The sequence below is a fragment of the Mesorhizobium tianshanense genome (assembly GCF_007830515.1).
GTDB lineage: Bacteria > Pseudomonadota > Alphaproteobacteria > Rhizobiales > Rhizobiaceae > Mesorhizobium > Mesorhizobium tianshanense.
Map to the genome: position 1 here is coordinate 1 of NZ_VLKT01000073.1, position 19,508 is coordinate 19,508.

Sequence of the window (19,508 nt, forward strand, 5' to 3'; positions counted from 1 at the left end):
GCCCGGCGAAGCGCCGGAACGACAGCCGGTCGCCAAGCGCCTCCTCCAGTTCGCGATCCGACAGACCATAGAGCGATTGCAGCAAAAGCGCCTTGAACAGCACCAGCGGCGGCCACGCCGCCCGCCCGGGTCCGCCATCGCGCAGCGGGGTGAGCAGCTTCTCGAAACGATACCACTTCACCAGACCCGACAACCGGTCGAGCGGCGAAGAGCCGCCCGACAGCTTGTCGCCCAGAAAAGCCTCTGCCAAGCTCAACTGACCCGTCCGCTTCACCGCCATCGTGATTCCCTCCGAGCTGCCGTCTCACAGAATCACAACCACCGAATTTCGCAACAGTCCCACTTGGGGGGAGATGCCCGGCAGGGCAGAGGGGGGTTGCTGGACGCAAAGCTTCAGGCTCTTTGGACGAAAGACTTCAAGGCCGCACCTGGCCGGTCCCGCGCACGCGGTACTTGAACGAGGTCAGTTGCTCGACACCGACAGGCCCGCGCGCATGCATTTTGCCGGTGGCGATGCCGATCTCGGCGCCCATGCCGAACTCGCCGCCATCGGCGAATTGGGTCGAGGCATTGTGCAGAAGAATTGCAGAATCGATTTCGTTGAAGAAACGTTCGACGGCTTTGCCATCCTCGGCGACGATCGCCTCGGTGTGGTGCGAGGAGAAATTCTCGATATGCTCGATCGCGCCGGCAACGCCATCAACGAGCTTCACCGCGATGATGGCATCGAGATATTCGGTCACCCAGTCGGCATCGGTCGCAGGGCTGGCGTCAAGGAACATTCTCAGCACTTCGGCATCGGCGTGGATTTCGCACCCCGCCGCACGCAGCGCGTCGAGAATCGGTACCAGATGGGTGGCGGCGACGGCGCGGTCGACCAGCAGCGTCTCGGCCGCGCCGCAGACGCCGGTGCGCCGCATCTTGGCGTTGACCGCAATACTGACCGCCATATCGAGCTTGGCCGAGCGGTCGATATAGAGATGGCAGATGCCTTCGAGATGAGCGAAGACCGGCACCCGCGCCTCGTTCTGGACGCGTTCGACCAGGTTCTTGCCGCCGCGCGGAATGATCACGTCGATATTGCCGGAAAGCCCTTTCAGCATCTCGCCGACGGCGGCGCGGTCGGCGGTCGGCACCAACTGGACAGCGTCCTCAGGCAGCTTGGCCGCCTTCAGCCCCTCGACCAGGCAGGCATGGATCGCCGCCGAGGAGTTGAGCGAATCCGAGCCGCCGCGCAGGATCACCGGATTGCCGGCCTTGAGGCACAGCGCCCCGGCATCGGCCGTCACGTTCGGCCGGCTCTCATAGATGACGCCGACGACGCCGAGCGGCGTGCGCACCCGCTCGATATGCAGGCCGTTCGGCCGGTCCCATGCGGCGATGACGTCGCCGACCGGATCGCGCAATTCGGCGATTTCGCGGATGCCGTCGGCCATGGCGCGGATGCGGGCAGGATCGAGCTTCAGCCGATCCATCAGCGCCGCCGACAGGCCTGACTCCTCGCCATTCCTGATGTCGACGGCATTGGCGTCGAGAATGTCCTGCTCACGGGCGATGATGGCGTCGGCCATGGCGAGGAGCGCGGCATTCTTGGCGGCGGTCGTGGCGATGGCCAGCGGTCGGGCGGAAGAGCGCGCGCGGCGGCCGATATCGGCCATCGTTGCTGCGGTGTCGTCCCGGGATTTTTCATGCAGCTTCAGCATGGCTCATCCTCCGCTCGTTACTTGGTCACCGGCCCATACTTGATCACCGGCATGGCTCACCACAAGGTCGTCGCGATGGATCATTGCCGATCGCGCTTCGTAGCCAAGCACCGTTTCGATCTCGGCAGTCTTCAAGCCTGCGATCCTTACGGCATCGGCGGCATCATAGGCAACCAGTCCGCGCGCGACCTCGCGGCCCTCGGGCGACAGGATCGCCACCGTGTCGCCGCGCGAGAAATTGCCGCTGACCAGCTTGACGCCGGCCGGCAGCAGCGACTTGCCCGACAGCAGCGCGTTGATGGCGCCGGCGTCGACGGTCAGCCGGCCGGCTGGTTCGAGCTGCCCGGCAATCCACGTCTTGTAGCCCTTGACCGGATTGGCGCTCGGCCGGAAGAACGTTGCCCGCTCGCCGCGCTCGATCGCCATCAGCGGCGACAGCCGCGTGCCGGCGGTTATGATCATGGCGGTGCCGGCGGCGGTGGCGATCTTGCCGGCGTCGAGCTTGGTGCGCATGCCGCCGCGTGAAAGCTCCGAGGCGGCGGCACCCGCCATCGCCTCGATGTCGGGGGTGATGCGGTCGACGACCGGAATGAACCGGGCTTGCGGGTCGCGCGCCGGCGGCGCCGTGTAGAGCCCGTCAATGTCGGAGAGCAGCACCAGCAAGTCAGCGCCCATCATGGTGGCGACGCGTGCCGCCAGCCGGTCGTTGTCGCCATAGCGGATTTCGGAGGTCGCCACCGTGTCGTTCTCGTTGATGACCGGCACCGCCTTCATCTTCAGCAGCGTCGAGATCGTCGCGCGTGCATTGAGATAGCGGCGGCGCTCCTCGGTGTCGCCGAGCGTCAATAGGATCTGGCCCGATTTCAAGCCGCCCTTGCCGAGCGCATCCGACCAGGCGCCGGCCAGCGCGATCTGCCCGACGGCGGCCGCCGCCTGGCTGTCCTCGAGCTTCAGCGCCCGTTTGCCAAGGCCGAGAATGGTGCGGCCGAGCGCAATGGCGCCGGAAGACACGACAAGGATTTCGGCGCCGCCGTCGGCCAGCACGGCGATGTCGTCGGCAAGCGAGGCCAGCCAGTCGCGCTTCAGGCCCGTCGTGCGGTCGACAAGCAGCGCCGAGCCGATCTTGACGGTGATGCGCCGGTATTTTCTCAGCGACTGCGCGGTCATCGCTATGTGTTCCAACGCGTCTCGACTGGAGCAGCGACAGCTTCACGCGCCTCGGCCACGACAGCCATCAGCGCGCGCAGAACGGCCTCGACGCCTTCGCCAGTGACAGCGGACAGAAGCATTGGCGGGCGGCCGGCGGCACGTTTCAGCGAAGCGACCTTCTTCTTGCGCGCGTCGGCGTCGAGCGTGTCGATCTGGCAAAGCGCTACGATCTCGACCTTCTCGATCAGCCCATGGCCATAGGCGTCGAGTTCGGCGCGCACGGTCTTGTAAGCCTTCCCCGGATTTTCCTCTTGCGCGGAGACGAGGTGCAGAAGGACACGCGTGCGTTCGACATGGCCGAGGAAGCGGTCGCCGATGCCGACACCCTCATGCGCGCCCTCGATCAGCCCGGGAATGTCGGCGATGACGAACTCGCGCCCGTCGACGCGGGCCACGCCGAGGCCCGGATGCAGCGTGGTGAAGGGATAATCGGCGATCTTCGGCTTGGCCGCGGTCACGGCGGCCAGAAAAGTCGACTTGCCGGCATTGGGCAGGCCGACCAGGCCGGCATCGGCGATCAGTTTGAGCCTGAGCCAGATGTTGAGCTCTTCGCCCGGCAAGCCCGGATTGGCACGGCGCGGCGCCTGGTTGGTCGAGGTCTTGAAATGCTGGTTGCCGAAGCCGCCATTGCCGCCCTTGGCCAAAAGGAAGCGTTGGCCGACCACGGTCAGGTCGCAGATAAGCGTCTCGTTGTCCTCGGCGAAGACCTGCGTTCCCACCGGCACTTTCAGCGTCACGTCGGCGCCCTTGGCGCCAGTCATGTTGCGGCCCATGCCATGCGTTCCGGTCTTGGCCTTGAAATGCTGCTGATATCGATAGTCGATCAGCGTGTTCAGCCCATCGACCGCCTCCACCCAGACATCGCCGCCGCGACCGCCATCGCCGCCGTCGGGACCGCCGAACTCGATGAACTTTTCGCGCCGGAACGACACCGAACCGGCGCCGCCGTCGCCGGAGCGGATGTAGACCTTGGCTTGATCGAGAAATTTCATCGGATTGTTGAGTTTCTGCTATGGCTTTGGGGAATTGCTCTAAACCAAGGTGGAGCAAAGGGCGAGGCCGTTTTGCGACTGCGGCGCCGTGCGTCCCTTTTGGACGCGCAAGGATGCGAATTTTGGATTCGCCGCGCTAGATCCGGAGACATGTCGGAATGCAGCTTGTAACCTACAACATCCACTACGGCATCGGCCTCGACGGCCGCTATGATGTCGGCCGCATCGCCAATGCCGTGCGCGGCGCCGACGTGATCGCGCTGCAGGAGGTCTCGCGCAACAATCCCAACAACGGCGGCCGCGACATGGTGGCCGAGCTCGGCGAGGCGCTGCCCGAATACTTTGCCGTCTACGGCAGCAATTTCGAGGCCAATATCGGCTCGCGCCTGGAAAACGGCCGCGCCATCACGACCACCTTCCAACTCGGCAACATGGTGCTGTCGAAAACGCCCGTTCATCTGTCGCGCAATCTCCTCTTGCCGCGCAGCCGCAGTCTCGAAGTGATGAATTTTCAGCGCGGCGCGCTGGAGGCGCTGATCGAGACGCCGCTTGGTTTCATCCGTTTCTATTGCACCCATCTCGACCATCGCAGCCCGGTCGAACGCTTGAGCCAGATCCGGTTTCTGCGCCGGCGCCTGTTGAACTATGCGATCGAGGGCGGCGCGCTGTCGGGCGTCGCCGAGGTCGGCCTGCCGGACCTGCCTTATCCCGAAACCTTCGTCGTCATGGGCGATTTCAACATGCTGGTCGGATCGCCCGAATATGTCGAACTCGCCGGCAGCCCGGATCACGAATTCGGCATGCCCGTGACCGCCGATCTTGCCGTCGATGCCGCCGCGCGCCTTGCCGCCACAGGCGCCGATCTCGTCACCTGGGTCGACCCCAAGCGGCCCGACGACGCCAGCCGCCACAAGCGCATCGACTATGTCTTCACCAGCGCCTCGCTCGCCAAATCGCTGAAGCGCCTGGGGGTCGACCGGCAAGCGGTCGGCTCGGACCACTTGCCGGTCTGGGTCGAGATGGCCTGAGCGGGGTCACCCAGGTAATGGCATATGGGCAAGTGCCCCCTCACCCGGATTGCCAACCGAATTGCGAAGGGCAATTCGGTTGGCAATCCGACCTCTCCCCGAGGGGAGAGGAGGTCGCCAGCGTTGATGCCCGTCTCTTCTCCCCAGCGGGGAGAAGGTGGCCGCGAAGCGGCCGGATGAGGGGGACCCCCATATGCGATTGCCCTGCAGGGCAGCTCATCAAAAATGCACCCAGTTCCGCAGGCTGGTCCAGGTCTTGCGATCGAGACGGTAGCGCTCGACGGGCACCTGGCCGGCGACGATCGAGTTCAGCATACCCTGGCCGGCATATTGGAAACCGCATTTGTGGATGACCCGGCGCGAGGCCGGATTGATGACCCGCGTCGAGGCATGCAGCACCTGGATCGTGGTTCTCTGGAAAGCGAGATCGACCAGCGCGTGTGCGGCCTCCGTCGCATAGCCGCGCTTCCAGTAGGGCTCGCCGATCCAGTAGCCGAGCTCGAGACCGCGATCGGTGGTGTTGAGGCCGGCGCAGCCGACGAAGGTTTCGGTGCCGGCCAGCGTCAAGGCATAAGCGATCCCGGCCCGGCGCGATGCCGCCATGGCGAGGAAGGCGCGTGCCTCGGCCTCGCCATAGGGGTGCGGCATGCGGGCCAGCATTTCGGCGACATGGCGGTTGTCGGCGAGCGCCACCAGCTGCTCGATGTCGCTTTCGCGCGGCGCCCGCAGGACCAGCCGCTCGGTCGCGAGCACCGGGCAATCTATCGCGTAACTTTCACCGTCTGTGTCTTCCGCTTCGGCAACCATGTCAGTCCTCCAGGTACAAAGAAAAGGGGAGATGGAAACCCATCTCCCCTGATCCTTTTCCTGGCTTGGCCAGACACCGGTCCCGAGATGGGTGCCGGTGTTCTCGTGCGGAACCGGCTACTCCGCTGCCTTCGTCATCGGGTTCACCGATACGTAGGTTCGGCCATTGGCTTTTTTGTTGAAGGTCACTGCGCCAGCTTCGAGCGCAAACAGCGTGTGATCCGTGCCAATGCCGACATTGACGCCCGGATGCCATTGAGTGCCGCGCTGACGAATAATGATGTTGCCCGGAATCACGGCTTCGCCGCCGAACTTCTTCACGCCGAGCCGCTTGGAATGGGAGTCGCGACCATTGCGCGACGAACCGCCAGCTTTTTTGTGTGCCATCTAACTACTCCGATGCGCCGCGAGGGCGCCTAAAAGGTCTTATGAACGCGTTCGCGTTCCGTTTCAAGTCCGATCCGGTGACGATCGCGCCGGCTCGCTTTACTTCTTCGCCAGTTCCTTAGCCTGCTCGCGCCAGTCCGTGATCTGGTCGGCGCTGAACGGCATATGCTCGTCGATCTTGGCGATATCCTTGTCGGACAGCTTGGCGATCTGGGCGAAGGTCGTGATGCCCTGTTCGTTCAACTGGCCGGCGGCGACCGGGCCGATGCCCTTGATCACGGTCAGATCGTCCGGCTCGCCCTTCGGCGCCTTGAACAGCGGAGCGGCGGTTTCGGTTGCCTTGGCCTCGGCGTCCTTCTTCGGTGCAGTCTCTGCCTTCGCTTCCTTCTTCGGAGCGGCCTCGGCCTTCGCCTCGGTCTTTGCAGCAACTTCTGCCTTCGCTTCGGTCTTGGCGGCGGCCTTCTTCGTCGGCTTGGCACCATCCAGCAGGATCTCGGCGATCCGCACGGTGGTCAAAAGCTGGCGATGGCCGATCTTGCGGCGCGAATTCTGCCGGCGGCGCTTCTTGAAGGCGATGACCGTGCGGTTCTTGCCCTGTTCGACGACTTCGGCGGTGACCAGGGCGCCATCGACGAAAGGTGCGCCGAACGTCACATTCTCGCCCTCGCCATGCGCGAGCACATGGCCGATCTCGACGATATCGCCGACCTGGCCTTCGACTTTTTCGATCTTCAGGAGATCGTTGGCGGCGACGCGATACTGCTTGCCGCCCGTTTTGATGACTGCGAACATTTTTTGCCTTTCGCTGTTCGGCCTTGATGAACCGCATCACGCGGTTCGACCGTCTTTTTGTCAGTCTGCGGGTTCAAAAAACAAGCGGCGCGGAAGAACCCTCCACGCCGATTGCGCGCTGTCCCTAACCGAAGGTCGGGCGCAAGTCAAGGCGAGCGGGGCGTAATTCAGGCCAGGCGCGCGACGACATCGAGATCTGGACGGCAAGCCTGACAAGAAGCCGGATCGCCGGGCAGATTGGCCCTTGTAACCTGCCTGTCCAGCCGTTATCTAGTGCGCCGCGCCGGCAACGGCGGACCATGACCGCGGAGAGGTGGCAGAGTGGTCGAATGCACCGCACTCGAAATGCGGCATGGGTGCAAGCCCATCGGGGGTTCGAATCCCTCCCTCTCCGCCAACGAACTCCACTAACATTTTGTTTTCGTTATATTTTTCGAATCATCTCCGGATTTACTTGCACCTTTCCTTGCACCTTCGGCGTGGGCTGGCGTGGCGTCAGCCCCTCGACGCTGTGGTTCCGAGCCGTCATCAGCTATCAAGAAACTCAGAACCCAGACTGCCCTGATTGGCTTCCAGCCACGCCTTGGACGCCTCGAAGTTAGGCACGACCGTCCGCAGGAAATCCCAAAACGCAGGCCCATGCGAACGCTGCCGGAGATGGGCAAGTTCATGGGCAACGACATACTCCAGCACCTTCTTCGGCGCGAAAACGAGATGCCAGTTGATGAGGATGTTGCCCTCGGGGCCGCACGATCCCCAGCCGTTTGCGAAATCGGCGACGCGGAGCGAACGCGGCGCCAAGCCGAACCGCGTCTTGTAGCCAGCGGCAATCTCCATCACGTCCCGCCGAACGCGCCGTTTCAGCCACAGCTTGAGTTCGATGGCGATGAGTTGGTCGGTGTCATCGCCTGCCCATGACGGAAGATCGACGATGAAGCCGTTGAGGTAAGTAGTCTCGATCCGCTCGCCATCGCTGCGCCGGACGGTTAGCCGCATCCGGCGGCCCCGGAAGGGTATCTTCGAACCAGTGATGAAGCGCGGCACGGCATGCCGCTCGGCGGTGATCCGCCCCATCTCGCGGACGGTGTTAAATACCCATTGGCGCTTGCGTTTGAGAAACGAGTTGATCGCCGCATCGTCATCGGTGGAAAGCGCTAGCACCTCGACGCAGCCGGGTGTCACGGTAATGCGGCGCTCGGATGCCGTTGCGGAACGGCGAAGCTCATAGGGGATTTCGGCGCGGCCAATGCGAAGCAATGGCATTAATGGCCTCCGATATACGCGTGGACGGCGAACTCCTCCACCGCCTCGCGGATGGGCTTGGTTCCGGCAATGCCACGCTCGGAGAGGATGCGCCGAACCTGTTGGCGTAGACTGCGCAGGTATTCGGGCATGAAAGTGAAGGCCGGCTGGCTCGCCTGCGCCCCGGCATAGATTGCTCCGATTGCTATGGCTGCTTCCTGTAGTGTGCCGTGGCGGGTGTCCGGTGCCAGTGCCTCCATGATGCGCAGGATCGAGAAGGCGCGCTCGTCCATGCCCAGTTCGGCATGAGCCCCCTGTTCGGCATTGATGCCACCGGTCAGGTCTTCGAACTCGCGCAAGCCTTCGGCGGCAGCGATCTGCCCTTCCTCGAAGCGACGGATGATCTCCAGCACGCGCTCGGAGAAACGGCCATACTGGGCGGGGTTCTTGTCGACCAGTTCGCGGGTGACGCGCCGAAGCTCGGCGGATTTTCTGACGAACGCTTCCACCAACTCCGCGTCCGTCTTCTCCTCGGTCGCAAAATCGTCGGCGAAGTTCGGATCGGTGATCGCGCGCAGCCGGATCGTGGTGGACAGGCCGGTCGCATGGACATGCGCTTCCAGCATGTCCCTGATCTTGCCGGTGTAATGGCGATGGTCGAGACTTTCGTCCTTGGCGATTACCTGCGTGGCCAGCCTAAGGAACGCAGCGGCCCATTTCACGTCGTTCGTGAAATGTAGGATCGCCGGATCGGGTGAGAGGTCGCCGAAGACGTTGATGAAATTGCGGGCGAGCCGCTGCAGGTCGAACCATTCATCCTCGCGGCCAGCCGTCACTAGCTTGCCGGCGGCATAGGCAGCCGCCTTCTCATCCATGCCCTCCAGCCCCATTGCGCGCTTCTGCGAACGATAGCGGGCGTGCGCCTCCTTTAAATCGTTGCGCAGGATGGCGATGTCGCGCAACGCATTCTCGACATCCTCGGAGCGATAGGATTGCAGCGCCTCGTCGAGATGACCGGTGACGCCGATATAGTCGACGATCCGCCCATGCGGCTTGGTGATCTCGATCCCGTCCGGGCGCTTCAGCGAACAGGTGCGATTGGTCCGGGCAATTGCCTGCAAGAGCCCGTGTTCCTTCAGCGGCTTGTCAAGGTACATCACCGCCTCAATGGGCGCGTCGAAGCCGGTCAGCAGCTTGTCGCAAACGATCAAGAAGCTGGGTTCCTGTCCGAACGCCTTGAACGCCTTCTTCGCCTCCTTCTCGGCGGCGTCATCGAGATAATGCCGCTCAAGCTCGGTGCGCAAGGCGGCGACGTCCGGGTCTTCCGAAGGTTTGTTGTCCTCTTGGCTCTTGGAATAGACGCAGGCAATCATCGCGTCGGCCTTGGTTCGGGCAGCGTCGGCATCCATCCCGCCCTTAACCAGATCGGCGGCAATCACGGAGGCGAGCGCAGCGCGGTAGAGGATCACTGCCTCGCGGTCCACGGCAACGATCTGCGCCTTGAAGCCGTCTGGTGCGCAAACCTGCTTGAAATGCTCCCAGATGTCCAAGGCGATCAGCCGGACACGCTCAGGGTGCTTGGCGATGGTGGCGAGCGTTAGGCCCTTACGCTTCAGTTGTTCCCGCTTGTCGTCGGGCAGATCGAGGAACCAGCGGTCGAACAATATGTCGATCTCGGCCTCGTTGATCGCCCAGTCGGTTTTTCGACCCTCGTAGAGGATCGGTACGGTTGCGCCGTCGCGCACGGCATCATCGATACCATATTTATCGAGATAGCCCTCGCCCTCGATGCTGAACCGGGCATACGTGTCCTTGTCGGTACTTTTGATCGGCGTGCCGGTGAAGCCGAAGAAGCGGGCGTCGGGCAGCGTCGCCTGAAGGTAGGCACCAAGGTCCTTTTCCTGCGTGCGGTGGCACTCGTCGACCAGCACGATCCAGTTCTCGGAGTTGGGGATCGGATCGCGGGAGCCTGCAAACTTGAAGATGGTCGACAGCAGGATTTGCCCGTTGCCGCCGCGCGCCACGGCTTCACGAAGCTCGGCTACCGATGCCGCCTGTTTCGGGTTGGGCAGGCCGCAGGCGACAAAGGTGCTGCTGATCTGGGTGTCGAGGTCGATCCGGTCGGTAAGTGCGAGAATATTGGGATTGGCGAGCGCCGGCGCGTCCAGCGTCAAATGGGTCTTGAGCTTCAGCGCGAGGAACACCATCGTCAGGCTCTTGCCCGACCCTTGAGTGTGCCAGATCAGCCCCTTGCGGTGGATGCCCTCTGCGACCCGCTGGGCCGCCTTGTTGACCGCTCGGAACTGCTGATAGCGGCAGACTTTTTTCAACTTACGGCCAGTCTCCGGGTCGGTCTCGAACACGATGAAATGGCCCAGCAGGTCGAGCAGCCGAGACGGCTCCGCAAGGCACCACAAATCCTTGGCGAGATCGTCGACGAACTCGGAGCGGGTACGCGGCCATGCGTCGGGCCACGGTGCATAGAAGGATGACGAAGCGCCGGTCGCCCCATAGAGCGTGACAATGCCGTCAGTGACGATGTTGAAGGCGTTGGGTACGAACAGCCGGGGAATGTCGCGCTCATACTGCTTGATCTGCTCGAACGCTTCCCCGGCCTTGGCTGTGGCCTTCAGTGGCGATTTGGCCTCGATCACCACCAGCGGGATGCCGTTCACAAACAGCACGATGTCCGCAACGCGTGGGCGCTGGGCAGCAACGCGAAACTGGCGGACGACGTGAAAGCGGTTGTTCCCCGGAACCTTGAAGTCGACTAGCGCAATGGGTTGGTCGCGGTTCTTGCCGGCGAGGCGGCGCGAATAGCCGCCGCGCAGCTTCCTCTGCCAGTCCTCATTGTCGGACAGGGTGGCGAGGTCGTTGTAGATCGCCTCGGCGTCGGCTAGCGCGATGCCGTTCAGCGCCTGTAATGCCTCTGTCAGCACCGGCTTGAGGATGACGCGGTTCTCTTCCTGCCGCATCGCCAAGGCCGCTTCGGGCGAGAGCGGCTGATATCCCAGCGCCGCCAACACATCGAGCGCGGGCCTCTCGGCGAGCCGGTATTCGCTCATGCAGACGCCCGCACGCGGCCCGAAAGGAGGTCGGACAACAGGGCGACCTTCATCGCCCCGTAATCATCGATGCAACCCTTTGCACGATCACGGGCCGCGGCGACTTCTTCGAGGAGCGACGAGATCCGCCGCTGCTCATCCAAAGCCGGAAATCCGAAGATCAGCTTGCGAAAAGTCCGCTGTTTGATCCCCTTCGCTGTCGATCCGGTAGCATGGGACCAAATCAAGTCCTGCGCTGGTTTAGATAGAAGCAACCACTTCAAGAACTTGGCGTCTAACCGCTTTGTATCGGGAACCAGCGTCAACGTTCGCTGCCCCAAAGCAGCCTTGATGGACGGGAACTCGGCCACGTTACCTAGTGGTGCTTCCGTCGTGAACATGATGTCGCCAGGCTTTGGCAGGCCACGCCGCATCCAACTGTCGTAGTCGCACTCGGCAATGAACTCTCGCGGCTCAAAGTCGAGATACCCGAAACGCACATTTTTTGCGGTCAATAGCGGAATACCGCCATCGGCTTTTGGAGGTGGAACGCCTCGATAGTCGATAATCTTGTCGAGCATCTTTTCCAAATGGGCTTTCTGCCAGGCTGATGCACCCTCGGTCAGCGCAGATGTGAACACCTCATCGGAGATGGTCACAAGTGTTGCGTCGGCCTGCTTTCTTGCGTCGTCTGCCGCCGCAATTGCCTCATCCACCGAGCGCAGCACCTCGGTGATCCGCTGCTGCTCGTCGAGAGGAGGGATCGCAACGCGAAGAGAGCGCAAAATGCCGAGATTTAGACCATTCCTAGCGTCATCGCCGGTAATGTTACGAATATCCTGATATTGGTTGTATAGGCTATGAAACAGGTATTCGGGTAGGAGGCGTCTGCCGTCAGCAACAATTCCGGCTAACGACTGATTGCAGGTCGTTTCGATGCCGAGAAGCGCGACCTTACCCCTCGTCTTTCCTTGGCCGTTCAACGCCATCATCACTGTTCCGGGTGCAAGCAATCTGGCGTTAGAGTTAGCCATGCCTGCCGAAGTTATGCGTTCGGCTACCGATCTAACCACCCTCTGATTTATTTCGCCCGACGACATCCACGGTATGTCGCCGTTCCAATATTCAGGGGTATTCCGACTTGGTGTTCCCCCTGTGAAGATTTGGGCAACGGAACCAAGTGAAAGCTCCTCCCAATCGTCAGGATACATAGCCGAGCCTCCGCAGGTGGCCGAACATCACGGCCTCGGCTTCGTTGCGCTTGGCGATCAGGTCTTGGAGCTTGGCGATTTCTTCCGCGACATCGACGGCTTCGACATCCGCGCTGGTCTGCACGTAGCGGCTAATGTTGAGATTGAAGCCATTGGCGCTGATCTCTTCGACTAGAACGACGCGCGCCAGTTTGTCGACGTCGGCGAAAGCATGAACCGCTTCGGCGAGCGTCTTCACATGCTTGTCAGTCAGGAAGTTTTGCGCCTTGCCGGCTTGATATGTGGCGTCGCCATTGACGATCAGCACCCTGCCGCGCCGATCCTGCGGCTTGTTCTTCCGGGCGATCAGGATCGCAGCCGGAATGCCCGCGCCATAAAACAGGTTGGGCGCAAGGCCGACCACAGCCTCAATCACGTCGGCCTTCAGCATCCCTTCGCGGATGCGTCCCTCGGCCCCACTCCGGAACAGGACGCCGTGCGGCACGACGACGGCAAGCATCCCCTCGGGCTTCAGGCTCGCCAGCATGTGCTGGACAAACGCCAGATCGCCATAGCCCTTGGGCGGGCAGCCATATTCGTCACGACCGAACGGATCGCCGTTGGCCCACACATCGTAGCCCCAGACCTTTTCGGAGAAGGGCGGATTAGCCAGTACCCTGTCATAGGCACCGACGCCCTCGACGAACTCTCGGGCTTTGGGATCGTACCGCTTCGGCGACAGGATCGTGTCACCTCTGGCGATGAAGGCGTCGTCCACGTCGTGGAGGAACAGGTTAATCTGGGCGATGCCCCATGTGCCGAAGTTCTTTTCCTGCCCGTAGAGCGACAGGCTGCGCGCATCCTCGCCCCGATCCTTCAGATATTGAACCGCCTCTAGCAACATGCCGCCTGACCCGCACGTCGGATCGTAGATCGACATGCCGGGGCGCGGCTCGACGATCTCAACCATCAGCCGGACGATCTGGCGCGGGGTATAGAACTCGCCGCCCTTCTTGCCCGCGCCTTCGGCGAACATCTTGATGAGGTAGAGGTAGGCGTCGCCGAGCATGTCGGCCGGCACGTCGGCATTGCGCAGGCGATGCTTCTCGAAATGAGCGAGTAGTTTTTCCAGCAGCGCGTCGGAGAACCGGTCCTGATTGGCGAAGTCGACATCGCCGAACACGCCACGCAGGCGCAGGTTGGCGTCTTCGATGGCGGCCAGCGCGTTGTTCAGCCGCTGGCCGATCTGAGTTGACTGCTTGCGCACCGCGTCCCAGCGATGCTCGGTGGGGATGTGAAAGCGATGCTCGTCCGGATCAGCGGCCTCCTCGCGGTCGCCAGTCTCGGCGAGGAGCTTTTCATACTCCTCGTCCCAAACGTCGCAGAGGCGCTTATAGAAAAGGAGGCCGAAGATGTATTGCTTGTAGTCTCCGGCATCGACCGTGCCGCGCAAAATGTCCGCTGCCTGCCACAAGTGGCGTTCGAGGCTCTGCTGGGAAAGGGTGGGCATGAATTGGTGCTACACTTTCAAACATTCGCGAGACTGACGGCGACGTGCCTATCTCTTAGCCACAGGGTTCCGTTTGGTCCAGATTGCCGGGCGACGATCTCGCGCCCCTGTTGGTTCAATGCGTCTGCGTCAATCTGGGGCCCCACAGGCCACCCCACCCCCGCCTGCCGATTAACCCCGTGCGGGATGGGCGGCATCCCGTCGCCCCGGCAGCGGCGATCTCTCACGCTGGCGCTCTAGGGTCAGGACCGATCAGCTGGCTGCTGCCAATGGCCGAGATGGTGGGAAGCGGACTGGCAACTTTCGGTGACCGCGTGATGCAAGCGGACGTCCGGAGGGCCCGATGCGATCGACTGCTTCGCGCCCCCTGCATATCGGTCTTCGGGAACTCACTGCGGCTTCTCAAGAGCAGACATCGCCTACAAGCCGAGGGGCTGGGGATCGTAACACCGTAAACTATCGTTCTGCTATTGGAGTTCTCCCAACGTCCCTGTAGAAGCGATCGAGCAATTAGGGGCCGAGAGTAGGGACAAATGGTCAACGTAATCGAACGGGTCTCGATAAGCGGTTTTTGGGGAGACAAATCTGTCGACATGACGTTCCGTACTTCCCGGAATTTCCTCATCGGCGTAAATGGCTCAGGAAAGACAACCTTTATCGACCTTCTAAGTGCAGCACTTCGCATGGATTTTGAGACACTGACAAAGCTCGATTTTAACGAGATGAATATTGTACTCAAGACCGTGGGGAAGAATCAAAAGCCATCGATACGTGTAACGAAAACCCCAATAAATGAATATCTGGCTCAGATAAATTATTATCTGAAGGCATCAGCCTCAGAGAAACCGACGAAGTATGAATTTGATGACTTCGCTGACATCAGAATGGCTCGCCGCCGCCGCATGTCTCCAAGCAACGAGGCCCGACATCTGGGACTACAGCAGCAGCTTGCCGACCTCGTGAAGCTATCGTGGCTGCCTATCTGGCGGTCGCATTCGACTTCCGCCCGCGACTTTCCTGAAGAGCGTTTTCTGCCGTCAATTGATGCCAAACTGACACAAGTCACGCGTGACTTCGCGACATATTTCTCGTCACTTCAAACGAAAGCGCAGCGTGAGACTGATCTCTTCCAAGAGAAGATTTTTCTTTCGTTGGTTAGCTCGTCCGACCGACGTAACCTTGGCCTTTCAAGCCTCGCCCACAACGCCTCAACGGATCAGTCCGGATTGGAGGCAGTATTCAATGAGTTCAAAATGGACCGGAATCGTACTCGTCGGTCTATTTCAAATCATTTCGAGCGCTTGAAGGCCGCAACCGAAAAAGTCGGCTCCCATGGGTCGATTACGGCGGACGATCTCGTGGTTATGTATGACAACCAACGACTCGCCAGGATTGTCACAGATTGGCGACGATTGCAGGAGACGAAAAACAGGATTTACGCGCAGCGCGATACCTTCGTCGAGATTATTAACCGCTTGTTTTCTCGTAAGAAGGCAAGAATTACTGACCGAAACGAAATAGAAATTGTTACCCAATCTGGAAAAATATTCACTACGACTGTTCTCTCGTCAGGAGAGAAGCAGATGTTCATTATGCTCGGAGAAGTTCTTTTATATGAAAAGCACCCTTTTGTGTTTATTGCCGATGAGCCAGAGCTTTCTCTACATGTAGGGTGGCAGTCTGAACTGGTTCAAAGCATAGAAAAACTTAATAGCAACGTCCAGATCATTTTCGCAACCCATTCTCCCGACATTGTTGGCGAACACACGAATGATATCATCAAGATCGAGGAAAAACTCCAGTGAGTTTTCGGCGCAGTGACGCGGGTGTCTCCAACTACAAGCATTTTCTCGGTGTGGACCTTGTCGCTTATGTTGAGGGCAAGACAGATGTTGCGTATTGGGAAACTCTCTTTGTTAGGTTCAGACCGGATTTGAAAGTTCGTTATGAGAAGAAGGAGGGTGTCGAGAACCTAGCGGATATCATCGATGCTGTCATATTGGGGAGGATATCGAATGTTGTAGTCTGTAGGGATGCTGACTATGTCCCTCTCATCGCTGGTTGGACTACCAATAATCGTATACTTCGCACTCATGGCTACAGCTTCGAGAATGATTTTATCACGCCGGAGGCTGCAGCGACGGTAGCGCGGCTAATAGCTCCGGAGCAAATTGACGAGACGTTTCTTCAACGGGCGTTTCGTCGATATCTCGCCAAGCTGTCAAAGCTAGGTGAGTGGCTGTTGCGACTAGATGTAGGCTTTTCGGCCACTGGAGAGGGGTTGATAGTGCGCACAAACCCTCGAGACTTGATGACTGGCGACGACCGACGGGGCTATGACTTTTCGGAAAACGATGCACGAGCCCGACTTGCTGGTAGGGGACAGCAAAACGCGGCAGCGGCCATTGATTTTGACCAGCACGGGAGCATTTATCCCCGATACTTCTGCGGACATTCAATGTTGTTTGTCCTGTTTAACTGGTGCCGAGTGATCGTGCAGCGCAGGGCAGGACGCCCACAGAATGCGAGCAACGGCGTGATTATGCATCACTTATTCAGCCACTATGAAAGGCTGGTAGCCACGTCGACTCGTGAGTTCATGGCGAGGCAACTCGCTGCTGTGTGACGGACCTTGCCTGTTTCGTCAACGCGCCTGTTCCAGACGCCATCGAGATTTTCATCAAGCAAATAACTCTACCCGCGCACAGGCCTCTTAGTGACGTCTGCTGTAGCCTTTCGGCCTACCAAGATCAGACTGTCCACTTTTCGGGCCGACCGCCGATAACAGATCACTGAACGTACGGCAGGTTTTGGAAAGCGACAGCAAGAAGTGGAACGTCCACGGAACGAACTCGGTCGTTTCAGAGTGATTTTGGTTTTGGGACGAAAGCGGCCAGCCATGAGGAGGTCCCGGACTGTGAACGAGGATGTCGGTCGGGCGGGCCTGACATGGGCCCACAAGGCCACCCCGCCCCCGCCCTCGGGCAATCCGCCCTCGGGCCGACAGCTACGCATGCACGGTGCAGGATCGCCTAGTCTGTCCTTTTTCTTGATCATGCCCATGATGCGGGTGTTGTGTGCCGCAATCCGCGCTCCGGTCATAGCCGGATGCACATCACCCTCGAAACGGACACACCGCATACAGAGACGTGCCTCGGCCTCGCTTGGGACCGTGGTCGCCCAGCCGCAATAGCGGCAAGTGTAAGGCTCGATTGACCTGCCCGGGCTATGCCTTGCCATCTCGGGGCTCGGCGCGCCGGCGGTCGGCCTCGTGCCATTGTCGATCATGTCGGGAACCCCTCAAATTCCTTGTGCAATTCGGATAGGAAGCTTCAGATCGATCAGCCGAGCCTGCAGGAAGGAGAGTGTGAGTTCGTCCCTTGCATCGACCCACCGGCTGTCGTCGTTGGCGACGTCACCCTCGCAGAATACCAGATGGGGCCCATCGCTCCCGCGCCTGAGCTTTGAGCCAAGATCCAGCTGCTTCAGGAGGCGGTAGGCTCTGGCGCACGGACCGGTCTCAAGATCGAAGCGGGTTTCCCAGAACCACCCGTCAACCTGATTGTCGTAGTCCTCCGGGCTGATCCCGTGCTTTTCCCAGATGGAGTGAGTTTCGGGTTCGGTCCGGTGCCCGATGCCCTCGCTGGCGAAGAACTCGCGCCAGGCCGGCGGCGGTGGGCAGAAGGCCCAAGGGCCGATTGTGAGAAGGTAGCCCTGCTCTCCCCCTTCATACCAGTACATGGTCTCGGCCACCTCCGCAGGCGAGGCAAGCAGGGGCTGCCCAGTCCTGCTAATGAAAGATTGTGCATCCTTTGCGAATGCCGCCGTGAGCAGGCCACCCGCGCCGATCAGAAAACCTCGCCTTGTCAGCATGAAAATGCCCTCCATCGTTTCGCACGCATCTGGAGGGCTGGCGACCTACTGTTGCCCCTTCGAGGCCACATCGTCTTCACCACCGTTGCCGGTCAAGGCTGGTTGGCGGGGCCGAAGCCCTCTCTGGATGCGGGATTGGTCTAACAAAGCGATTGTACTTCGGCAAGCTTTCTCCTCACGGTGGTCGGGGCGCTAAAAGTGAGCAGATCGCTGGGGGCCATCGCCCCCCGCCCCGCCAACCGGGCAAACGGCACCAAGAAGCAATCTGCGACCGTCGGTACAACGGCACCTAAGCGCCAGCCGAAGGCCACACAGGGGCGCAGGCGTTTGTGTCGGTCTCCAAGTCGGCGCGGCCGGAACGCCCTTAATCGCCGCCCAGAGCCGGTTGGCGTCGGCCTCCGGGCGAGGAGAAGGCCGCGCACGGGGGCCTTCAGGCTCCGCCGCCAGCCCGCGCAGAGGCTCGCCAAGCTGATCAACAAGGCGTTGCCGGAGGCTGCAGGCCTTGAACGCACAACGCCGCCGCGCCCTTCGGCGCGCCATGGCTTGTGGGCAACACGAAAAGGTCGTTAGATTACCTGCGTATGTTTGGGAGGGGGACAACATGGCGTTGATGAACAAAGACTATGCAACAATGCTTGGCATGGTCGGGCGCGGCGACAAACATCATGACATAGCTGCGTGGTTCGGAGAAAACCAAGCACGAGTTGCAGAAGTTATCGCCGGTAAGATGGGAAAGTTCGAGGCGGCTGATAAGGCCACCCTCCCACCAAAGGGCGCTCCCGGTGTGAAAGGCCAGCGGCTACTGGCGCATGTCGAGAAGGCACTTGCGGCTTTGGATGACGGCGACGCCAAGGCCGCGAAGGAGGCGCTGGAGGCTGGAGTCAAGCGCTGGAACCTTCACGAATAGTCACTGTCCCGTTCCAGCGATTTCCGACATGGCGGCACCCACATAAGGCGAGGCTGTTCGCCCAGCTTCCTCTTGTCCCAAACGAACCAAGCATAGCCGGTGGCCGTTGATGCCTTGCGGTCGAGGCGACCTTTGACCATAGGCACGCGCTCGACAAATTGCGCAAATGCCGTAGGCGGCCGATGCTGAAAAATGTCTTCATAGCGTCCGATGCTTTCGAGGAAAACTGTTCGGGCGAGGATGGCGACGCCAACTCGTGCGACCGTCAGCGCATGATCGACAAACTGCTCGGCGAGCCGAAATGGCGGGTTAGTGATCACCCAGTCGTGGGAACCCGCTTCGAACGGATATTGGAGGAAATCGCGTATCGATCCATAGCCATACCAGTTAGCGTCTGACGACTGGACCTCAGCGAAATATTCTTTCAGCGGCCTCGACATATGCCCTTGCCCGCACGCCGGCTCGAGACACGTCATACTCTGAAGCTCCGCAATATTTCCGATGACGTGTTCAATCAGGGCGCGCGTTGCCCATGGTGGTGTCGGAAAATTGTCGGTGCTGTCCTTCGCTTCGAAGCGCTGCGACATGACCGCGTGCGAGGTGTTTTGCATATGCCGGCTCCAGTTGTGGATCGACAGTATCCTGCTTTGCTAAAGAAGTTTCCCCGTATTGCCTGCAACGGCTTTATGGCCTCGGATGGCCGCATTCGCTACGATCTCACCAAGGCGTCCACAAGTTCTCGCCGCAACCCAGGTGCGCGCGGCTCAGGGGCCCCACAAAGCCACCACCGCCCCCGCCGCCGACAAAGCCGGGGGTGCCGACCG

The 19,508-nt window shown here is 60.8% G+C and carries 17 protein-coding genes, 1 tRNA gene and 1 riboswitch; of the genes, 5 read left to right on the forward strand and 13 right to left on the reverse strand.

The window, feature by feature from the left end:
• From IQ26_RS34350 to obgE, 4 genes are all read right to left on the reverse strand, one after another.
• On the reverse strand, positions 1-280 hold a 280-nt coding region (locus IQ26_RS34350; protein WP_145721835.1), incomplete at its 3' end, for a transposase.
• A 136-nt stretch (positions 281-416) separates the two neighbouring features.
• A complete protein-coding gene (locus tag IQ26_RS34355; protein ID WP_145722820.1) occupies positions 417-1,703 on the reverse strand; it encodes a glutamate-5-semialdehyde dehydrogenase in 1,287 nt (428 codons plus the stop codon).
• Positions 1,704-1,706: 3 nt separating this feature from the next.
• A complete protein-coding gene (proB, locus tag IQ26_RS34360) occupies positions 1,707-2,870 on the reverse strand; it encodes a glutamate 5-kinase (protein WP_145722821.1) in 1,164 nt (387 codons plus the stop codon).
• A gap of 2 nt (positions 2,871-2,872) precedes the next feature.
• Positions 2,873-3,904 carry a GTPase ObgE gene (gene obgE, locus IQ26_RS34365; protein ID WP_145722822.1) on the reverse strand — a complete coding sequence of 344 codons (1,032 nt, stop codon included), beginning with the start codon at positions 3,902-3,904 and terminating at the stop codon, positions 2,873-2,875.
• Positions 3,905-4,062: 158 nt separating this feature from the next.
• On the opposite strand from obgE, the gene IQ26_RS34370 reads away from it, so the two are divergent.
• Positions 4,063-4,932 (forward strand): endonuclease/exonuclease/phosphatase family protein, encoded by an 870-nt coding sequence (locus tag IQ26_RS34370; RefSeq protein ID WP_145722823.1) that lies wholly within the window; start codon positions 4,063-4,065, stop codon positions 4,930-4,932.
• Between the two features lie 219 nt (positions 4,933-5,151).
• Here IQ26_RS34370 and IQ26_RS34375 read toward each other — a convergent pair whose 3' ends face one another.
• From IQ26_RS34375 to IQ26_RS34385, 3 genes are all read right to left on the reverse strand, one after another.
• Positions 5,152-5,739, reverse strand: coding sequence for a GNAT family N-acetyltransferase (locus IQ26_RS34375; protein WP_145722824.1), 588 nt, complete (start codon positions 5,737-5,739; stop codon positions 5,152-5,154).
• A 117-nt stretch (positions 5,740-5,856) separates the two neighbouring features.
• Complete coding sequence (gene rpmA, locus IQ26_RS34380) at positions 5,857-6,126, reverse strand: 50S ribosomal protein L27 (protein WP_145722825.1); 270 nt, start codon at positions 6,124-6,126, stop codon at positions 5,857-5,859.
• 99 nt (positions 6,127-6,225) lie between these two features.
• Positions 6,226-6,918: a 50S ribosomal protein L21 gene (locus tag IQ26_RS34385; protein WP_145722826.1), complete on the reverse strand. Its 693-nt coding sequence runs from the start codon at positions 6,916-6,918 to the stop codon at positions 6,226-6,228.
• Positions 6,919-7,225: 307 nt separating this feature from the next.
• Here IQ26_RS34385 and IQ26_RS34390 point away from each other — a divergent pair.
• A tRNA-Ser gene (locus IQ26_RS34390) sits at positions 7,226-7,315 on the forward strand.
• A gap of 131 nt (positions 7,316-7,446) precedes the next feature.
• On the opposite strand, the gene IQ26_RS34395 is transcribed toward IQ26_RS34390, so the two are convergent.
• Genes IQ26_RS34395 through IQ26_RS34410 form a run of 4 tightly spaced genes read right to left on the reverse strand, consistent with a single transcriptional unit; the run spans position 7,447 to position 13,904 of the window.
• On the reverse strand, positions 7,447-8,181 hold the full coding sequence (locus IQ26_RS34395; protein ID WP_145722827.1) for a M48 family metallopeptidase: 735 nt from the start codon (positions 8,179-8,181) through the stop codon (positions 7,447-7,449).
• Positions 8,181-11,225 carry a type I restriction endonuclease subunit R gene (locus tag IQ26_RS34400; RefSeq protein WP_145722828.1) on the reverse strand — a complete coding sequence of 1,015 codons (3,045 nt, stop codon included), beginning with the start codon at positions 11,223-11,225 and terminating at the stop codon, positions 8,181-8,183. Before IQ26_RS34400 ends, IQ26_RS34395 begins: the two co-directional genes overlap by 1 nt.
• Positions 11,222-12,415 carry a restriction endonuclease subunit S gene (locus IQ26_RS34405; protein WP_145722829.1) on the reverse strand — a complete coding sequence of 398 codons (1,194 nt, stop codon included), beginning with the start codon at positions 12,413-12,415 and terminating at the stop codon, positions 11,222-11,224. Before IQ26_RS34405 ends, IQ26_RS34400 begins: the two co-directional genes overlap by 4 nt.
• A complete protein-coding gene (locus IQ26_RS34410) occupies positions 12,405-13,904 on the reverse strand; it encodes a type I restriction-modification system subunit M (RefSeq protein ID WP_145722830.1) in 1,500 nt (499 codons plus the stop codon). The genes IQ26_RS34405 and IQ26_RS34410 overlap by 11 nt, the downstream gene beginning before the upstream one ends.
• A 533-nt stretch (positions 13,905-14,437) precedes the next feature.
• On the opposite strand from IQ26_RS34410, the gene IQ26_RS34415 reads away from it, so the two are divergent.
• Positions 14,438-15,709, forward strand: a complete 1,272-nt coding sequence (locus tag IQ26_RS34415) for an AAA family ATPase (protein ID WP_145722831.1) — start codon at positions 14,438-14,440, stop codon at positions 15,707-15,709.
• Positions 15,706-16,530 carry a DUF4435 domain-containing protein gene (locus IQ26_RS34420; protein WP_145722832.1) on the forward strand — a complete coding sequence of 275 codons (825 nt, stop codon included), beginning with the start codon at positions 15,706-15,708 and terminating at the stop codon, positions 16,528-16,530. Before IQ26_RS34415 ends, IQ26_RS34420 begins: the two co-directional genes overlap by 4 nt.
• Before the next feature lie 674 nt (positions 16,531-17,204).
• On the opposite strand, the gene IQ26_RS34425 is transcribed toward IQ26_RS34420, so the two are convergent.
• On the reverse strand, positions 17,205-17,777 hold the full coding sequence (locus IQ26_RS34425; RefSeq protein WP_145722833.1) for a hypothetical protein: 573 nt from the start codon (positions 17,775-17,777) through the stop codon (positions 17,205-17,207).
• A 37-nt stretch (positions 17,778-17,814) separates the two neighbouring features.
• Positions 17,815-17,913: riboswitch (SAM-I-IV-variant riboswitch) on the reverse strand.
• A 465-nt stretch (positions 17,914-18,378) separates the two neighbouring features.
• On the opposite strand from IQ26_RS34425, the gene IQ26_RS34430 reads away from it, so the two are divergent.
• The gene (locus IQ26_RS34430) at positions 18,379-18,684 is read left to right on the forward strand and encodes a hypothetical protein (protein ID WP_145722834.1); all 306 of its coding nucleotides are present in this window, start codon (positions 18,379-18,381) and stop codon (positions 18,682-18,684) included.
• Here the strand turns inward: IQ26_RS34430 and IQ26_RS34435 are convergent.
• On the reverse strand, positions 18,675-19,295 hold the full coding sequence (locus tag IQ26_RS34435) for an SAM-dependent methyltransferase (RefSeq protein ID WP_145722835.1): 621 nt from the start codon (positions 19,293-19,295) through the stop codon (positions 18,675-18,677). The genes IQ26_RS34430 and IQ26_RS34435 overlap by 10 nt on opposite strands.
• Between the last annotated feature and the right edge of the window lie 213 nt (positions 19,296-19,508).

Excerpts from the sequence above, each read along its gene's own strand:
- IQ26_RS34355 (WP_145722820.1), bottom strand. The coding sequence starts at position 1,703 with ATGCTGAAGCTGCATGAAAAATCCCGGGACGACACCGCAGCAACGATG.
- proB (WP_145722821.1), bottom strand. The coding sequence starts at position 2,870 with ATGACCGCGCAGTCGCTGAGAAAATACCGGCGCATCACCGTCAAGATC.
- obgE (WP_145722822.1), bottom strand. The coding sequence starts at position 3,904 with ATGAAATTTCTCGATCAAGCCAAGGTCTACATCCGCTCCGGCGACGGC.
- IQ26_RS34370 (WP_145722823.1), top strand. The coding sequence starts at position 4,063 with ATGCAGCTTGTAACCTACAACATCCACTACGGCATCGGCCTCGACGGC.
- IQ26_RS34375 (WP_145722824.1), bottom strand. The coding sequence starts at position 5,739 with ATGGTTGCCGAAGCGGAAGACACAGACGGTGAAAGTTACGCGATAGAT.
- rpmA (WP_145722825.1), bottom strand. The coding sequence starts at position 6,126 with ATGGCACACAAAAAAGCTGGCGGTTCGTCGCGCAATGGTCGCGACTCC.
- IQ26_RS34385 (WP_145722826.1), bottom strand. The coding sequence starts at position 6,918 with ATGTTCGCAGTCATCAAAACGGGCGGCAAGCAGTATCGCGTCGCCGCC.
- IQ26_RS34395 (WP_145722827.1), bottom strand. The coding sequence starts at position 8,181 with ATGCCATTGCTTCGCATTGGCCGCGCCGAAATCCCCTATGAGCTTCGC.
- IQ26_RS34400 (WP_145722828.1), bottom strand. The coding sequence starts at position 11,225 with ATGAGCGAATACCGGCTCGCCGAGAGGCCCGCGCTCGATGTGTTGGCG.
- IQ26_RS34405 (WP_145722829.1), bottom strand. The coding sequence starts at position 12,415 with ATGTATCCTGACGATTGGGAGGAGCTTTCACTTGGTTCCGTTGCCCAA.
- IQ26_RS34410 (WP_145722830.1), bottom strand. The coding sequence starts at position 13,904 with ATGCCCACCCTTTCCCAGCAGAGCCTCGAACGCCACTTGTGGCAGGCA.
- IQ26_RS34415 (WP_145722831.1), top strand. The coding sequence starts at position 14,438 with ATGGTCAACGTAATCGAACGGGTCTCGATAAGCGGTTTTTGGGGAGAC.
- IQ26_RS34425 (WP_145722833.1), bottom strand. The coding sequence starts at position 17,777 with ATGCTGACAAGGCGAGGTTTTCTGATCGGCGCGGGTGGCCTGCTCACG.
- IQ26_RS34430 (WP_145722834.1), top strand. The coding sequence starts at position 18,379 with ATGGCGTTGATGAACAAAGACTATGCAACAATGCTTGGCATGGTCGGG.
- IQ26_RS34435 (WP_145722835.1), bottom strand. The coding sequence starts at position 19,295 with ATGCAAAACACCTCGCACGCGGTCATGTCGCAGCGCTTCGAAGCGAAG.